Source organism: Comamonas sediminis (assembly GCF_041107495.1).
Taxonomy (GTDB): Bacteria; Pseudomonadota; Gammaproteobacteria; order Burkholderiales; family Burkholderiaceae_C; genus Comamonas; species Comamonas sediminis.
Genome location: NZ_JBGBDC010000007.1, coordinates 69,217 through 85,524, shown reverse-complemented (window position 1 = coordinate 85,524; position 16,308 = coordinate 69,217). Strand labels below are relative to the sequence as shown.

General features: G+C 56.5%; 16 protein-coding genes. 3 read left to right on the top strand and 13 right to left on the bottom strand.

All coding sequences use genetic code 11. From position 1 onward, the window contains the following. Positions 1-141 precede the first annotated feature (141 nt). Both AB7A72_RS16430 and AB7A72_RS16425 read left to right on the top strand, forming a co-directional pair. Positions 142-816 carry a GntR family transcriptional regulator gene (locus AB7A72_RS16430; protein ID WP_312526256.1) on the top strand — a complete coding sequence of 225 codons (675 nt, stop codon included), beginning with the start codon at positions 142-144 and terminating at the stop codon, positions 814-816. A 321-nt stretch (positions 817-1,137) separates the two neighbouring features. Further along, positions 1,138-2,589 (top strand): aldehyde dehydrogenase, encoded by a 1,452-nt coding sequence (locus tag AB7A72_RS16425; protein WP_369460603.1) that lies wholly within the window; start codon positions 1,138-1,140, stop codon positions 2,587-2,589. A gap of 38 nt (positions 2,590-2,627) precedes the next feature. On the opposite strand, the gene AB7A72_RS16420 is transcribed toward AB7A72_RS16425, so the two are convergent. After that, positions 2,628-3,692, bottom strand: a complete 1,065-nt coding sequence (locus tag AB7A72_RS16420) for a homocysteine S-methyltransferase family protein (protein ID WP_239810089.1) — start codon at positions 3,690-3,692, stop codon at positions 2,628-2,630. Between the two features lie 288 nt (positions 3,693-3,980). Between AB7A72_RS16420 and recQ the strand changes: the two genes are divergently transcribed. Then, a complete protein-coding gene (recQ, locus tag AB7A72_RS16415) occupies positions 3,981-5,909 on the top strand; it encodes a DNA helicase RecQ (RefSeq protein ID WP_369460602.1) in 1,929 nt (642 codons plus the stop codon). 83 nt (positions 5,910-5,992) lie between these two features. Here recQ and AB7A72_RS16410 read toward each other — a convergent pair whose 3' ends face one another. The 12 genes from AB7A72_RS16410 to AB7A72_RS16355 form a co-directional block, all read right to left on the bottom strand. Beyond that, positions 5,993-6,625: a hypothetical protein gene (locus tag AB7A72_RS16410; RefSeq protein ID WP_369460601.1), complete on the bottom strand. Its 633-nt coding sequence runs from the start codon at positions 6,623-6,625 to the stop codon at positions 5,993-5,995. Positions 6,626-6,669: 44 nt separating this feature from the next. After that, positions 6,670-8,397 (bottom strand): hypothetical protein, encoded by a 1,728-nt coding sequence (locus AB7A72_RS16405; RefSeq protein ID WP_369460600.1) that lies wholly within the window; start codon positions 8,395-8,397, stop codon positions 6,670-6,672. A gap of 2 nt (positions 8,398-8,399) precedes the next feature. Beyond that, positions 8,400-10,121, bottom strand: a complete 1,722-nt coding sequence (locus tag AB7A72_RS16400; RefSeq protein ID WP_369460599.1) for an Hsp70 family protein — start codon at positions 10,119-10,121, stop codon at positions 8,400-8,402. A gap of 198 nt (positions 10,122-10,319) precedes the next feature. Then, a complete protein-coding gene (locus AB7A72_RS16395) occupies positions 10,320-11,882 on the bottom strand; it encodes a hypothetical protein (protein ID WP_369460598.1) in 1,563 nt (520 codons plus the stop codon). A gap of 83 nt (positions 11,883-11,965) precedes the next feature. Further along, complete coding sequence (locus AB7A72_RS16390) at positions 11,966-12,670, bottom strand: hypothetical protein (protein WP_369460597.1); 705 nt, start codon at positions 12,668-12,670, stop codon at positions 11,966-11,968. A 228-nt stretch (positions 12,671-12,898) separates the two neighbouring features. Then, the gene (locus AB7A72_RS16385) at positions 12,899-13,315 is read right to left on the bottom strand and encodes a hypothetical protein (RefSeq protein ID WP_369460596.1); all 417 of its coding nucleotides are present in this window, start codon (positions 13,313-13,315) and stop codon (positions 12,899-12,901) included. A 56-nt stretch (positions 13,316-13,371) separates the two neighbouring features. Then, a complete protein-coding gene (locus AB7A72_RS16380; RefSeq protein ID WP_369460595.1) occupies positions 13,372-13,638 on the bottom strand; it encodes a hypothetical protein in 267 nt (88 codons plus the stop codon). A 97-nt stretch (positions 13,639-13,735) separates the two neighbouring features. Then, positions 13,736-14,101, bottom strand: a complete 366-nt coding sequence (locus AB7A72_RS16375; protein WP_369460594.1) for a hypothetical protein — start codon at positions 14,099-14,101, stop codon at positions 13,736-13,738. Between the two features lie 31 nt (positions 14,102-14,132). Further along, positions 14,133-14,522, bottom strand: a complete 390-nt coding sequence (locus tag AB7A72_RS16370) for a hypothetical protein (protein WP_369460593.1) — start codon at positions 14,520-14,522, stop codon at positions 14,133-14,135. A 183-nt stretch (positions 14,523-14,705) separates the two neighbouring features. Next, a complete protein-coding gene (locus AB7A72_RS16365; protein WP_369460592.1) occupies positions 14,706-14,993 on the bottom strand; it encodes a barstar family protein in 288 nt (95 codons plus the stop codon). Continuing rightward, the gene (locus AB7A72_RS16360) at positions 14,984-15,475 is read right to left on the bottom strand and encodes an SMI1/KNR4 family protein (RefSeq protein ID WP_369460591.1); all 492 of its coding nucleotides are present in this window, start codon (positions 15,473-15,475) and stop codon (positions 14,984-14,986) included. The genes AB7A72_RS16365 and AB7A72_RS16360 overlap by 10 nt, the downstream gene beginning before the upstream one ends. 305 nt (positions 15,476-15,780) lie before the next feature. Beyond that, on the bottom strand, positions 15,781-16,176 hold the full coding sequence (locus AB7A72_RS16355) for a hypothetical protein (RefSeq protein ID WP_369460590.1): 396 nt from the start codon (positions 16,174-16,176) through the stop codon (positions 15,781-15,783). Positions 16,177-16,308: the final 132 nt, after the last annotated feature.

Below are 16,308 nucleotides of genomic sequence, written 5' to 3'. Positions count from 1 at the left end.
AATAGCGATGTAGGCGAAATTCTCGTCTTTGTGGCGAAGAAAATCGCCAGACCGACCGATTCAGCAGCTGGGGCAATGCGCTGGGCCGGGCTACAGGCCACCGCTATCATGTGTATCAATCTCTGACTACCTGCGATCGCCATGAATGTTGCACTGCCTACCCTCTCGCTCAATGACCGCGTGGCCGAGCAGATCCGCGACCGCATCGTGCGTGGGGAATTCCAGCCCGGATCACGCCTGTCCGAAGTAGCACTGAGCGAAAGCCTGGAGATCTCGCGCAACACCTTGCGCGAGGTGTTCCGGCTGCTGACCAAGGAAGGGCTGCTGCGCCATCTGCCCAACCGGGGCGTGTTTGTCGCGATCCCATCGATGGCCTCCATCATGGATATCTACCGCGTGCGCCGCATGATCGAGTGCCAGGCGCTGCAGCAGGCCATACCGCAGCACCCGGCGCGCAAAGAGATGCGCGAAGCCGTCGCTGCGCAAAAGCAACTGCGCGAGGCCGGCCGCTGGGTGGAGGTGGGCACCGGCAATATGCGGTTCCACAAGGGCGTTGTGGCACTGGCCGACAGCGAGCGGCTCAACACCCTGTTCTCGCACCTGCTGGTGGAGCTGCGCCTGGCGTTTGGCATGCTGGGCGATGCCGAGTTCATGCATGCGCCCTACATCGACCTGAATGCCAACATCCTGGAACGCTTCGAGGCCGGGGACATGGAGCAGGCCGCCAAGCTGATGCATGACTACCTGACCCATTCCGAGCGCGTCCTGCTCAGCGTCTATGCCCGCCGCATGAGTGATGCGGGCATGGTGCTGTGATAGCTGCCTTGTGCCGCCAGACGCTGGGGGCATCAGCGGGCTGACGTTGAAGTACTGGCGGCCATGGGCAGCTTCTCAGCACTGGATCGCCGTCGTGCTGCGCTGCTCGAACCGCCGAGGGCTGCAGCGCACGCCGGCACACCCGCATTGCCTGCGCGTTGCAGCAACTGCGTGTGATCGATAGCATCAACAGCCTTGGCGCCCCACGCTTCCCTTGGACTGGCAGGCATTCATCAGCCCCTTGCCGGTGCGCAAGTTTGCCAGCCTGGTGGAGAGGTGGGCCTGAGCGTCGGTGAATGGCAGCGAACAGGAGACCCTGCAATGATTGAACAAAAGATGCTGATTGGTGGCGAGCCTTGCAATGCGGGCAATGCGGCGACGGTGGAGCGCAAGAATCCGCTCGATGGCACGGTCGCATCCCGCGCCCCCGCTGCTACCGTGGCCGATGCCATAAGAGCCTGCGAGGCCGCAGCAGCGGCCTTCCCGGCCTGGGCACAGCTGGGACCCGGCGCGCGGCGCGCGCTGCTGATCAAGGCTTCTGACACCCTGCACGCCAAGGGCGATGCCATTGCCGCAGCGATGGCCTCCGAGACGGGGGCTTCGGGCCACTGGGCGGGCTTCAACGTCCATCTGGCCAGCAACATGCTGCTGGAGGCCGCATCCCTGACCACGCAGATCAGCGGCGAAGTCATCCCCTCCGATGTGCCAGGCAGCCTGGCCATGGCGGTGCGCCAGCCCGCCGGGGTGGTGCTCGGTATCGCGCCGTGGAATGCGCCGGTGATCCTGGCCGTGCGCGCCATCTCCACCGCGCTGGCCTGCGGCAACACGGTCATCCTCAAAGGCTCGGAATGGTGTCCGGCCACTCACGGCCTGGTCATGGAGGCGCTGCAGGATGCCGGCTTGCCGCCCGGTGTGGTGAACTTCGTGACCAATGCGCCAGAGGACGCGGCCAGCATCGTCGAGGCCATCGTTGCCCACCCGGCGGTGCGCCGCGTCAGCTTCACCGGCTCAACGCGCGTGGGCCGCCTCATTGCGCAAACCTGCGCCCGCCACCTCAAGCCCGCGCTGCTGGAGCTGGGTGGCAAGGCGCCCTTCATCGTGCTGGACGATGCCGACCTGGAAGCAGCCGCCCGAGCCGCCAGCTTCAGCTCTTTTGCCAACTCGGGGCAGATCTGCATGTCCACCGAGCGCTTGGTGGTCGACCAGCGCGTGGCCGATGCCTTCATCGCCAAGCTGGCGGCCAAGGCTGCGGCGCTGCCCTTGGGCGATCCGCGCCAGGGGCCGGTGGTGCTGGGTTCGGTGGTGGGCATGGCGACCGTGGAGCGTTGCAACGCGCTGATCGACGATGCCGTGGCACAAGGCGCCACCATCGTCTGCGGCGGCAAGGCGGACAGCACGCTGATGCCTGCAACTCTGCTGGACGGCGTGACGCCAGCGATGCGCATCTACCACGAAGAGGGTTTTGGCCCGGTCAAGGGCATCGTGCGCGTGAACGGCGAAGACGAGGCCATTGCCTGCGCCAACGACAACGCGTTCGGCCTGTCATCGGCTGTGTTCACCCGCGACACCGCACGCGGCTGGCGCGTGGCGGCCCGCATCGAGGCGGGCATCTGCCACATCAACGGCCCCACCGTGCACGATGAGGCACAAATGCCGTTTGGCGGCGTCAAGGATTCAGGCTATGGCCATTTTGGCGGACGCCAGGGTATCGATGCCTTCACCGACACCCGCTGGATCACCATGCAAACCACCGAGCGCCAGTACCCGTTCTAAACCCGATGGCCAGAACGGGCCGTGGCTGGCAAGGCGTCTTAGGCCGCAGCGGGGTAAAACAGCTTGCGCGCCGTCGCGCCCTGCACTGCCTGGGCAATCGCACCAATGTGGTCTGGCGTGGTGCCGCAGCAGCCGCCCACGATGTTGACCAGGCCTTCGTCAGCAAACTCATGCACCAAGCGGCTGGTGATGTCGGGCGTCTCGTCAAAGCCGGTATCGCTCATCGGGTTGGGCAGGCCAGCATTGGGGTAGCAGCTGATGAAGGTATCGGGCGCGGCCTTGGCCAGCTCCTGCACATAGGGGCGCATCAAGGTGGCACCCAGCGCGCAGTTCAGCCCGATCGACAGCGGGTTGGCATGGCGCACGCTGTGCCAGAAAGCCGTCACCGTCTGGCCCGACAGAATGCGGCCCGAGGCATCGGTGACGGTGCCGCTGATCATGATCGGCAGCACCTCGCCGGTCTGCTCAAAGGCCTCATCGACCGCAAACAGCGCGGCCTTGGCGTTCAGCGTGTCAAAAATCGTCTCGACCAGGATCACATCGGCGCCGCCTTCGATCAAGGCCAAGGTCTGCTCCAGGTAGGCCTGGCGCAGCGCCTCAAACGTCACATTGCGCGCGCCCGGGTCGTTCACATCGGGGCTGATGGAGGCGGTCTTGGGCGTGGGGCCCAAGGCGCCGGCCACATAGCGTTTGTGCTCGGGCGTGCTGTACTTGTCGCAGGCCGCACGCGCCAGCTGGGCGCTCTTGAGGTTCATCTCATAGGCCAGGTCGGCCATGTGGTAGTCCTCCTGGGCAATCGTGGTCGCACCAAAGGTATTGGTCTCGATCAGATCGGCGCCAGCGGCCAGGTATTTCTCATGGATGTCGCGGATCACATCGGGGCGGGTGAGCGAGAGCAGCTCGTTGTTGCCCTTGACGTCGTAGCCAAAGTCCTTGAAACGCTCACCCACGCTGCCCGGGCCGCTATAACCTTCACCCCGGTACTGGGCCTCGCCCAGCTTGAAGCGTTGAATCATGGTGCCCATTGCGCCGTCGAGGATGACGAGGCGCTTGGCCAGGGTGGCGGGCAGTTCTTGGGCTCGGGTGTAGCGGGGCAGTGACATGGCGGCCATTGTAGGGCTGCGCCCACCGGCGCGTGGCGGCCGGGCGTTATTTGCCATACCGGCGCTGGTTGTATCGCGCCGGGGTGGCCGCCGTGCACCTGCGCCACAAAACAGCCCGTTACCGCCCCACAAACCCCGCGCTGCCGTTGCAGCGCCCCAAAACGCGCACAATAGCGCTTTGCGCCTGCGCCCCGGCTCCGTGTCAGGGCGGCCCTTCTGGCCTGTTGACGATACCCCGCTTGCGCGGCCCTTTCAGGGGGCTGGCACAGCTGCCTTCTCTAGCAATTTGTGACTTCCCTCGCCCACACCGTTTTGCAGGATGCCTTTGGCTATGCGCATTTTCGCGGCTCGCAGCAAGCCATTGTTGACCATGTGATTGGCGGCGGCGATGCGCTGGTGCTGATGCCCACCGGCGGCGGCAAAAGCCTGTGCTACCAGATCCCGGCCATCGTGCGCCAGCAGCAGGGCCACGGCACCACCATCGTCATCTCGCCGCTGATCGCACTGATGCACGACCAGGTCAGCGCCATGCACGAGATCGGTGTGGAAGCCGCCTTCCTCAACTCCACCCTCGACTACGACCAGACCCGCGATGTGGAGCTGCAGCTGCTGTCGGGCGGCATCACCTTGCTGTATGTGGCGCCCGAGCGGCTCAACACGCCGCGTTTTCTGGGCCTGCTCGATGAGCTGCATGCGATGGGCAAGCTGGCCCTGTTCGCCATCGACGAGGCCCATTGCGTCAGCCAGTGGGGGCACGACTTTCGGCCCGAGTACCGCGAACTGACTGTGCTGCACCAGCGCTATGCCGGCGTGCCGCGCATTGCGCTCACCGCCACGGCCGATGCGCTGACCCGCGCCGACATCGTCGAGCGCATGCAGCTCGAATCGGCGCGCGTCTTCATCAGCAGCTTTGACCGCGCCAACATCCGCTACACCATCGTCGAGAAAAAAGACGCCACCGCCCAGCTGCTGCGCTTTATCGAGCGCGAGCACGATGGCGACGCCGGCGTCGTCTATTGCCTCTCGCGCAAAAAGGTGGAAGAGGTCGCGCAATCGCTGTGCGATGCCGGCATCAACGCCCTGCCCTACCACGCCGGCCTGGGTGCCGAAATTCGCCAGCAGAACCAAAGCCGCTTTCTGCGCGAAGAAGGCATTGTGATGGTTGCCACCATCGCATTCGGCATGGGCATCAACAAGCCCGATGTGCGCTTTGTCGCCCATGTGGACATGCCCAAGAACATCGAGAGCTATTATCAGGAAACCGGCCGGGGCGGGCGTGACGGCCTGCCTGCCGACGCCTGGATGGCCTATGGCTACCGCGACGTGGTCAGCCAGCGCAGCATGATCGACGAGAGCCCGGCGGGCGACGCCTTCAAACAGGTGATGCGCGGCAAGCTCGATGCGCTGCTGGGCCTGGCCGAGGCCACCGACTGCCGGCGTGTGCGGCTGCTGGCGTATTTTGACGAGGTCTATGGCCAGGGCGGCGACTACGACTCGGCCCACCCCGAGGCCTCCGCCGCATCGGCCGAGAAGGCGCCGCGCTACCGCTGCGGCAACTGCGACAACTGCCTGAGCCCGCCCAAGACCTGGGACGGCACCGATGCCGCGCGCAAGCTGCTGTCCACCATCTACCGCGCCCATTCGGCCAGCCAGATCACCTTTGGCGCCAGCCATATCCTCGACATCGTTCGCGGCAAGGAAACCGACAAGGTGCGCCAGTTTGGCCACCAGCAGCTGAGCACCTTTGGCCTGTGCCAGGACTACACCGAGCCCCAGCTGCGCGGCGTGCTGCGCCAGCTGCTGGCCATTGGCGCGCTGGCCACCCACAAGGTGCAGACCGAGGCCGGCTACAGCTTCGAGACCCTCACCCTGTGCGACGGCTCACGCGCCGTGCTGCGCGGTGAGCAAACCGTGGAGCTGCGCGAAAGCACCGCCGAGCGCAGCCCCAGCAAGCGCCAGCGCAGCACCAAACCCGCCGTCGCCGCCCAAAACCTGGGCCCCGACGAGCAGGTCCGCTTCATCAACCTCAAGGCCTGGCGCACCGAAGTGGCCAAGGAGCACAACGTGCCCGCCTATGTGGTCTTCGCCGACGCGACCTTGGCAGCCATCGCCCAGCGCAATCCGCAGAGCCTGGATGAGCTGCAGGGGGTGAGCGGGATTGGGGTGAAGAAGCTGGAGGCTTATGGGGAGGCGGTGTTGCGGGTGTGTAGGGATTGATGCCGAGGAAGAGCGGGGCAAGGAATTGGCTTGATGCCCTGCCCTACTCAGCGCCCAGCAACAACGCACACCCACCATGACTACTACTTTGAGTGCAACTGAAAGAAATGGCAGGTCGGGGTGGCATCTGTAGTCCAAGGGCAGACGCCAAAGTTCGCTTCTAGTCCTTCACCCAACATGTGTGCAGTGAGCCAATCTTCAGTGACCTCTTGATCTCCTAAGCGATAGACTCTTTCCCACTCTTCAGGTGGACTGTCCTCATCCTCTTCAAGATAAGACGTTGCTGACAGCCATGCAGACTCAAACTGTTGTGGTTCGCCACTTTCAATGAGTGGTGGAAGCTCCGCAATGTCGGTTGTCTGCAATCTGGTGCGAGTTCGGACGCCATTTTCCATCACTGCATAGCCAAAACTTCCGCCAGAGTCGTAGTGACAGAAAGCTAAGAGATAGGCTGGGCTGCCAAGCCGCCTGGAAAGCGGCTGCATATCTGCATTTGGGTCTGCAAGCAGTTCCCAAACAAGATCACCATTGCTTATAAAGCAAACATCGTCAAACAACTCCACCATGACATCGCCTTGATTTCGGATGTCAAATTCGCCTCTGTTTGGATGAGGGATTTCAACAGCGCTCTGACCAAAGAGTTGCGAGATGAAAGCTTGAATGTCTTGAATCGGATTTGTGGGCCGAAATGCCACCCCTGACTGGGCAATACCCATAGAACCTCCTAGTAAGTAAATGAAGTAGAAATCTGTTTGGATTCCTACTTTCTTCTTTCCTCTGTATGTACCGGAGAACGCGACAAAGACATGTCGGATTGTTGGCAGGGTACGTCATGCGGACACTCCACATGGCCTCCGTCCACATCAGGCGGCAACCGCCAGTTGTAATCCGGGAGCTTGGCTTCGTTCATCAATACATCCAAGGGAATTGTTGGCTTCTTGGCATCAGGCCAAACGTCTACATGGCGCAGTAGATATCCTAAAACTTTCGAATCGATATTCCGGTCGAACACACTCACTCGATCGCCAGTCTTAAGGTTTCCGGTGTCGTCCTCGGTCTTCTGCGCATCGCACCATGCCAGCTCCTCCACGAAAGCCTTGGCTGATGTGATATCGCCCACCTGCAGCCATTGATTACGAACTGCGAAGCTACGTAGCTGCACGCAATAGGGCGGTAATGGGTAAGACCGAACAAAGCCAAAGGCTCGGCCATCGGACAAGTTCAGCAAAAGATCGTCGTACAACAGCACTGGAGGTCCCTCCTGGCGATGATCACGCACTGGAGCCAACACGTTGGCAATGCGCAATGCCTGCTCCCAGCCTCGGATATCTGCATTCATAGGAAAGCCAGCGCTACCGGCGCACTGGAAATAGTCACGAAGGTTTGGTGCAGGTAGGTCCTGCCAAGCAGATGAACGGAACAAGGCCAACTTCTGCGAACACGCCTTGTCCAACCCAGCTTCTTGCCTTCGTTGGTCACTCACAGAAATCCAGTGATAGGCAAAAATTCCGCCCACGATCAGCAAGACAATAAAAGCCATCTGAGCCCAAAAAGAAAAGGCATCTTCCCCCGCTTGCTCTGGCGCCAAGCGGAAGCCTTCTTTTAACCGCTTCCATGCAGGTAAAGCTGCCCATACTGAAAACCAACGCTCTGTGTGTCCCTCGGGCAGCCACCACGCAAGCCAATTGGGCAACTGCTGCTCAAACGATTCCAGGGTGAACGGCGTCACCATTTGCATTCGCGCAGCCCAGGGGTCAGGCTCACCTAACAATGCAATTACCAGCTCTCGCTGCTTGGGTTCTAACGCAGCAAATCCGTCGAGAATATATTCAAGCGACTCTCCTGGCACACCCTTTCGCCGCCAGTCAAACAGGTTGTCCGCCGCAATTAACAGCGCACTGCGTCGCGCACCTAACGTTCCGGCTTCAATGCGCAGCGCCAACTCCATCTCAAAGGCCTCGCGGTTCTCCAAGCTCTCCAGCATCGGGCTGGCCATCAGCCTCTGCAGCTCTGCCTGCGCCGCTTCCATGTTATTTGGAGAAAACTCCCATTGCCATGCATCCAACAGCTGCTCTGCAACAGCCATAGGGCTCATCACCAATAGCTTTGGCTCTGGCTGTGGTCCTGGCTCAGAGTTCGGCTCCGTATCGGTTTCAGGGCTTGGGTCAGCACTGTTGTGTTCATGCAGCTCTGTATTGCCAACTGGTGACGCCTCGTCTCGCAAGTTCAACGGTTGCACAGGTTGCAGCGGTTCCAAACGTAGTTGCTGCGCCTCCGTCTTATCAGGCTCCGAATCAGGGTGATCCAATGCTGCATTGCTTCGCGCATAGGCCATGGCCTGCTCGTAAGCACTGCGCAGTGCGATGAATGCCTCGGGCTGCGCCAGTTGGTCAATGTCTTTGAGCTGGCGTGCATAAGCTCGGCGCACCGCCCGCTCATCGGCGTCTATGGGCAACCCTAATTGTGCAAACACTTCCTGCAGATTCATGACTATTCCGTATCCAGCAGGTAATGCTCTGCCTCAATGCGCGCCAGAAGCTCTTGCAGCTCCTTACGCGGCTGGGCAAACTTACGATCATCCTGCGTATCCAACGCGGCCTCAAATTCCGTAATCGCATCTGCCAGCAGGCTGCGCCATATGCCCAACAGCTGTGTATGGTGGCGTTCCGCTCTTGCGATCAGTGCGCGCACTTCCAAGCGATCACGGGGATGGAGTTTGAGCGCTTTCATGCGATCCAGGCTTTTTGCCAGTTCCTCAGGCGAAAGGCGCTCCGCCGAAGCCTCAATTACCAACTGCCGGGCAATACCTTGGGGCTCGCCATGCCGCAGTAATACGGCCTCCACCTCCAACAAACCATTGGCATCCAGCGTAAAGCGCACATCGGTCGCAAAACCATCATCATCGCTACGGTCTGGCAAAGGCATTTCCAGCTTGCCCAGCGCAATGTTGTCCTGCACCCGGCGGGCCTCGCCTTGATAGATCTCTAGGTGCAAATGCCGCTGGTCTGGCGTGCTGGGATAGAAGCGCTCTACCCGGCTGGCTGGGATGATGGTGTTACGCTCCAGCACGGGCGACATAAAGCCTTCCTGCCTGCGCCCATCTGCCAGTTGCTTAGAAACATGCACACCCAGCGTATAAGGGCACACATCGGTCATCACCCGCTCGGTCAATGCTGCATCCCGCCCTCGCAGTGCCGCTTGCACCGCTGCGCCCAGCGCCACGGCCTGGTCCGGGTCCAGAGCGGTTTGCGGAAAGCGCCCAAACAGGCGGGTCACCAATTGCCGCACGGCTACCAGGCGCGTGCTGCCACCAGCCATTACCACGGCATCCAGCTCCTGCGGGCGGATTCTTGAATCTCGCAGTGCGCGCTCTACCGGCTGGCGCATGCGCTCCATCAGGGGTTCCAGCACGGCTTCCAGATCCTGCGCTGTCCACGTCATTGCCAGCGGCTTGCCGTCCAGCTCGATGCGCATCAGGGCCTCTTCCTGCACGGCCAAGCTGCGCTTGGTCGCCTCGGCCGCGCGCTGCAGCCGCGCAGCGGTCATGGGCTGCTGCGCCTGCTCTTCCGTCAGGCCCAGGTGCTGCACAAAACGCCGCACCATCAGCACATCCACATCCTCACCCCCCAGGCGGTTGTCGCCTGCGGTGGCGCGCACTTCCATCACGCCATCAAACAGCTCCAGCACCGATACATCAAAGGTGCCGCCGCCCAGGTCAAACACCAAAAACCGCCCTTCGCTCTGGTGCAAGCCATAGGCCAGAGCAGCCGCTGTCGGCTCGTTCAGCAAGGTGATATCGGTAAAGCCCGCCAGCAGCCCCGCCGACCGGGTGGCATGGCGCTGCACATCCGAGAAATAGGCTGGCACTGTTATCACCACATCGTTAATGACCGCACCCAGCTCCGCCTCTGCATCAGCCTTGAGCGAGCGCAGCACCAGGGCCGACAGCTCTTCGGCGCGCATCGCATGCGCTCCCAGGCGAAACACCCGTGCCGTTCCCATATCGCGCTTGAACACCGCAGCACTCTGCTGCGGATGGCTTTGCAAGCGCTCGCGTGCGGGCTCACCCACCAGCAGGCTGCCGTCCTTGTCCACACTCACCACCGAAGGCGTCAACACCTGCCCCAGGGCATTGGGCACCAGCCTGGCTTTGCCGTCTTGCCACACCGCCACCAGGCTATGGGTGGTGCCTAAATCAATACCTACGAACATATTTCCTCAGCAGTCGATAAGTCGCCCAGCGTGATAAGCAGGCGCGCTTTGGTGGTTGGCTGGTGCGAGATTTCGCCTAGCGATCATTGAACGTATCGACATCCGCTGCGCCCCCTTTACTGCCGGTTGGCAGCAGGCGACGCGGCGAATGCCGTTGGCAGGTGCCCGTTTTAAAGCACCCCGCCAACCTCCTCAACATCACAGCCCCAGCACATTGCCCTTGCTGTCCTTGATCTTCATCACGCTGCCCGTGGCAGGCGAGTGGCCGTTGTAGAAGAAGGTGGTGCTGGCCATCTCTTGCGGTGCTGCACCGACGGTGTAGAAGCCGCAGGTAGCGCGCCGCTCAGCAACGGATACGAACTGGCAACGTACGCTGCCCGTGCTGTTGGTGGCGACGCCATCGGTGATGCGGTCCAGGGTGGCGCGGGTGTTGACGCGCAGGTTGCCCTTGCTCATCGACAACTGCCAGTAGCCCAGCAGCGATTCCGCAGCGCTGCCGTGGCCGGTCAGGTCCATGCGGATGATTTTTTTGGGCGCCTCGCGGGGGAACTGGATGGTGCCTTCGACCAGCGAATCGGCCTGCTGCAGATCGATGTAGGCCGCGCCAGCATCCTGCACTTCGTGGCCGGTGCGGGCGGGGCCGCCAAAGTAGCGGCCGCCTGCGTACTGGAACAGGCCGATATCCATCGCAGATTGGCCATAAGCGCCCGAGCCCATGTGGAAGGTAGATGCACCGGTGCTCAGGTAGTCAAAAATCTGCAGCACGGCCACGCCGTTTTGCACGTCCATGCTGATGCCACGGCCTGGCTTGCCATTGAGCTCATCGGCCACCACCCAGGTGCCGTTGACGGGAATACGCGAGGCATTGCAGCTGTTGCCCGGCACAAAGGTTTGCAGCGCAGGCTGGCATTCGGCCGCATTGGCGCTGGGCACCGTGCCATTGGCCAGCAGGTGGCCCACCAGTTTCAGCTCCTTGCCCGATGCCTCGCTGGCCACAGCCGTGCCCGTTACATCGGCAGCGGCATAGCGAAAGCTCAGCTTGGGCAGGTAGTCCAAATCCGCTTGCGAAGCGTCTTGCGTGCAGTCAAAACCAGCAGCGCCCTGGCTGGCACGCTGGCAGTCGTAGTTGAGCTCACGGATAACGGTAAACGGTGGCGCAATGACCTGGCTGAACGGGCGCAAGGTCAGCCGGTAGCCGGCGCCCGCTTGCACCAGATTGCTTTGCCACACCTCATGCAGGTTCGTGCCATCGATGGTGGCCCACACCGCGTTTTGCCCGCCCTGCATCAAGGCTGCGTTCTGGGGTTTGAAGGCATCGGCAGAGTCGCCCGCCACAAAGCGCTCAATGACCACCGGTGCCTCGCCGGGGAACTGCACCGTGCCCTTCAGGCCGTTCTCGAAGGTGATCGTCACATTGCCGGCCTGGCCAGCTTCATCGGCCGTGCGCGCCTCGCTGCCAAAGTAGCGGCCGCCTGCGTAGTAGGTCAGCGGCGCCGTCACCGTATTACCCTGCATTACGCCAAGTGCCGTGTGGAAGGTTGCCTCGCCATTGGCCTGGTAGTTGTAGACCTGCATGAAGAACGTGTCCTCCTGCACATCAATGGCCAGGCCACGGCCCGGCTTGCCATTGACTTCGCTGGTCACCACCCAGGTGCCCGCCTGCGGGGTAAAACTGCGCTCGGCCGCTTGCGCGCCGCTCACCATCAACAGGGACACCGCTACCGGTACAGGGGCCAACCAGGCCAAGGAATGCTTCTTCATCCAACTATCCTTTTCAACACTAACGCACTAAAAACCCAGCCAGCGTGCTGGCAGGGACAGGGATCTTTTCAGGTCTCAGGGAATTACTGCTCTAACAGGTTGGGCAGATCCGCCAGCACCTTGGCTTGGCAGTCGGCCAACATGCGGTTCAGCTCTTGCTGCACGTTGCGGTAAGAGTCTTCGGCCCAATAGGCCAGAGGTTGCGCGGGCTCGGAGCGGCCGCTGCACTGAACGACGGGGAGGTTTTTGCGCTTGCCTGCTTCACGCTTCTTGGACACATCCAGATCCAACACCAGCTGGTAGTTCGCGTCGTCGGTACCCATCAAGTTGTCATAGATCAGCTGCGCGGAGCCGCCCCCTACCACCAGTGGATAGCTAAAGCTTTTCTGCTGCGCCCATGGGTTCTCGGCAATAGATGCATCAACCGCTTCTTGCAGCGACTGAACAAAGCTCGTCGGCACCGGGTTGTTCAAATATTGGCGGTCAACCACATCCTCTATAGGGACGCCCTTGAGGTCTTCCTTGTTGAAGGTATTGATTGCCGCGCCACCACCCAACGCAGCCATCAGCAGATGCACCCCTACCTGCGCCGCAACGGCAGCGCTTGTTTCCTCTCGCCGCACGATCCGCACTTCCGTCGGCGTTTCTTTGAGCCTGGGTGCTGCATACGGCGCTTTGGAGTAGGTGACCTTCAGGGGACCCGGAGGTGCCTTGGGGGTGGTTTTGCAGCCCGCTAACAGGGCGGCGCTGGCGATGGCGCCAATAAAAATCTTGTTTACTTTGATCATTTTCTAAACTTGGTTGATTTACCCATACTCACGGATTTTAATTTTTAATTAAAAATATCTATCGATCAGGCGCAATAAACCGCTATTAAAAATAATTGTCTACAGAGAGACCATAAGCAGTTTCAAAGAAGTGATGCTTAGCCCAAAGATGCTCAAGCGTTAGCTACTAAGAATTAGGCGTAACTAGCTGAAAACAGATCTATTCGAATAAATCTTGATTTATTGCAATTATTTGTTGTCGGCAGTGACCTGAACGATACATCCAAAGTCATCTTGGAAATCATAAAACCCATCAAATATATCTTCTGGCCACCTGTCATCCGTTAATGAAACAGCTTCAAGTCTGTCAATCACCCCATCTTGTCCGACCCAGACTAGAAAGCTGACCAACCCGTCAACGGGGTGTCGGCGCCTTGCATTTATTGCAGGTGGATAGCCGCTCACTGGCAGCCCAGTCTCATCACGAGGGATAACAACAGATTCAGCCTTAGAAGAATGGTTGAAGGACGTGACAAATCCGCAATTGAAGTGTTCTCTTTTTGAGAATTTCAGATGCGAAATTTGACTTCGCATTTTTACGACCCAATCATCACTCCCTCTCAAGGCAAGAAGCATGACGTTAATTTCAAATTCATCTATATCCATAATAGCTAAGCGTAGCTTAATCTCTGCACCTGGGTCTTTTAAAAATAAGCTTGTCCTCAGCAATTTTCGAAATTGAATCGACTATCGATCTCTCTAGTAGTCTTGAACTTCATCATTAAGCCCAATTCCAAGAGCTTTACAGCTCCCCATCCAGAAATAGTAAATTCATAAGTTTCAAGTAGAATTACCATTAGCTCATACGCTAAAGCATACTCTCCCGCTTCTTCTATATATTCATGAATCCTTGCGATAGTTTCATCAAATCCCAGCATATGCTCAGGAAATGATTTAGAAATTTCGCGTTGGCTTTCTACCTCATTCAAAATAAAACTAAGTTTTCTTCTGTATTTTTAAAAGTCATGTGCTTAAAACTCAGCAATTCACTATGCACACAGAAGTGATTTCCCCAGGAGATGAATATTAGTAGCCATCGTATTTACTTTCACCTTGCGGGAAAAAATCACCATACTCAATCAAACTAATCCAGCCATCTAAACTATGAAAGAATTTTAAACTTACAACATGATATTTATCATCATTAATTCGCTCCACACTAATTGCGGCATTGCAATATTGAGTGACTGAACCGCCTGTTAGAACAGGAAATCTCGAATCAATCTCCTTTTTATCAAATTCACTCATGAATCCTGATGCGTCAAATAATGGCTCATTAAAGATTACATAAAAATCTCCATCGAGCATTACTTTACATACGCACGGAATATCTCTAAGCCCTATAGTATCGATAGCAAACAAATTAGTTGGAAGTTTGATATTTAGATCCATTGCCAATACTTAAATTGTTGAAATATAGAAATTAAAACCCGGGCAATAGTCTCCAATTAATATCGGATGGCAACTCCTTATTTTCTAAAAAACAGTTGAACGCCTCAATTACTTTGTCGATTTTCATCCATTCATCAGCCATCATAGGGATCTGACCTGCGCGAAAAATCAATAAAGTTCCATCTGGGAAAGCTTTATTCTTAACGTTCCCATATGCACGGAATCTTTCGCCCGTATTTGCTCGATAGAGCTCCAACAGACATGAAGCCCCACCTCCTGCGACTTGCAGATAATTGTTCGCCTCGTCTGTAACCGATGCATACGAATGAGGACCATAGCTTCGCAGCGAACCTAAGGCCGTTCGGATTTGAGAGGCCTTTGGGTTACTAATCGCAGACTTACCTTCAGACTCTAGAATCATTTTTTTGCGCCGCTCAGCAAGGATGCGGTAAACGTAGAACTGCTATTGATGGCGGCAAGCAATGACGCAAGATTCAGACCATTGACAAAGAGGTTATCAAGCCCTCTTTCTCTACATCAATGGCAACCATACCCAGCCAGACCAAATCAATTGACATTGAGCGATCAGTTTAATAAATTTCGTTTACTCAAGAGTAAATGAAAATTTATCCACCCATCCAAACTGTTTATCTTGCCTTTCGACTCGATGAAGCACCTCAACAATTTCCTCAAAATTTTCTCCTAAATTTGATTTGGAAATTGCGGAATTTTTCCATTTCAAAATAACTGGACGCTCAACTCCAGCACTCAAAACGTCCCAAAGCGCATGCAAATTATTTCCATATACACGTTCAATCCCTAAAACTGAGGAAAAAGCATGATGAAAATCATGTGGAGTTTTAACTTCTTCGCCATAGATTATTATTTCCATGTTCCTTCCTTGTTTAGATCCAGCCATTGCGTCAAATGATCTTCTATCGAAGTTCTAAAATATTCTGAAAAACTGGCCCAAGGTTGTGATACTGATGACTGACCTTCAAAAAACTGGAAGATAGGAGGATCATTTGAGCCAGGAAGGAAATAATTGATCTCATAGCCTTGATGCATGCAGAAAATCTTTGCATCTGCAGGAAGAAGATGAGCAACATCTAGCTCCACTAATAGCACTTGAGCTTCATCTTTAAGCTCTAAAATTCGCGGATAAAAAATATCAGTCCCTTGGAAAATTTTCCCTGCCGCTCTGCCCGCTATATGTAAAAAACAACGATATTCAGCGGGCAATACACATTCAAAATGTTTTTCCACAAAATTGATTTCATCGCTATTGCAACCTAGGAGCGAGGACCGAAATATCGATTCTTTAGCAATTAAGCTCTCGAAAATATCTTCAATTTTGCAGACAGAGGTAGCCATTTATTTGCACGCCAATATTTGTTATACGTTTTCAGAAAATAAAAGACTGCCATGCCAGCCAAATTACTGTATCAGAGGGCAAGCAGTTTGCCAGTACTTTCACTTGGCAGACCGCCAATATACCGATCAAAATTTGTAGAACATCGCAAACAAATCATTAATCGACAGCGAATACTCTAACTCCATCTAATTTCTGGTGAGGATCAATCAATTGAATAGTTTCTAAAGCAAACAGATCACTCGGAAAGTTGATGTTTAGATCCATTATCTATATTTACACTCATTTTTCAGCGAAAGAAATTCATTTATTCAACAAAGCCATTGGGCAAGTAAAGATAAATCTTCATATCATCTGGGATTTGTTCATTTCTTATCTGAAACAAAATATCAATGAATTCAATTGTTGAGCTGGACGATTGACAGCTATTGTTCGCATCATATTTCATCACCGCCACTATTCCATTGGTGCGGAATTTTTCAAGCCCACCACCAATAGAATCTGCAAGAGCATCCCAATTTTTTCCACCTTTGATTAAAGGATCTAATGGAAACTCTGTTTTTACAAATTCAAATATCTCATTTTTAGTACTTAATTGCATAGGGAATTCAACTATAAAAACCCCATCAGACCTTAATCTTGAGATCTCCGCATCAAAACCATCAATTTCGTTAATTATTTTATCGTAATTAAAAGAATTCATGATTCACCGTATCTTTACTAAAGCAGACTCACCAGCATCACCGTAGTGGGTCCAAGTCAGATATGTGGCACTAGTTCGAGAATCCACAACACTTCGATTTGTGCCGGCACCACTTTTAGCTGACGATGGTGG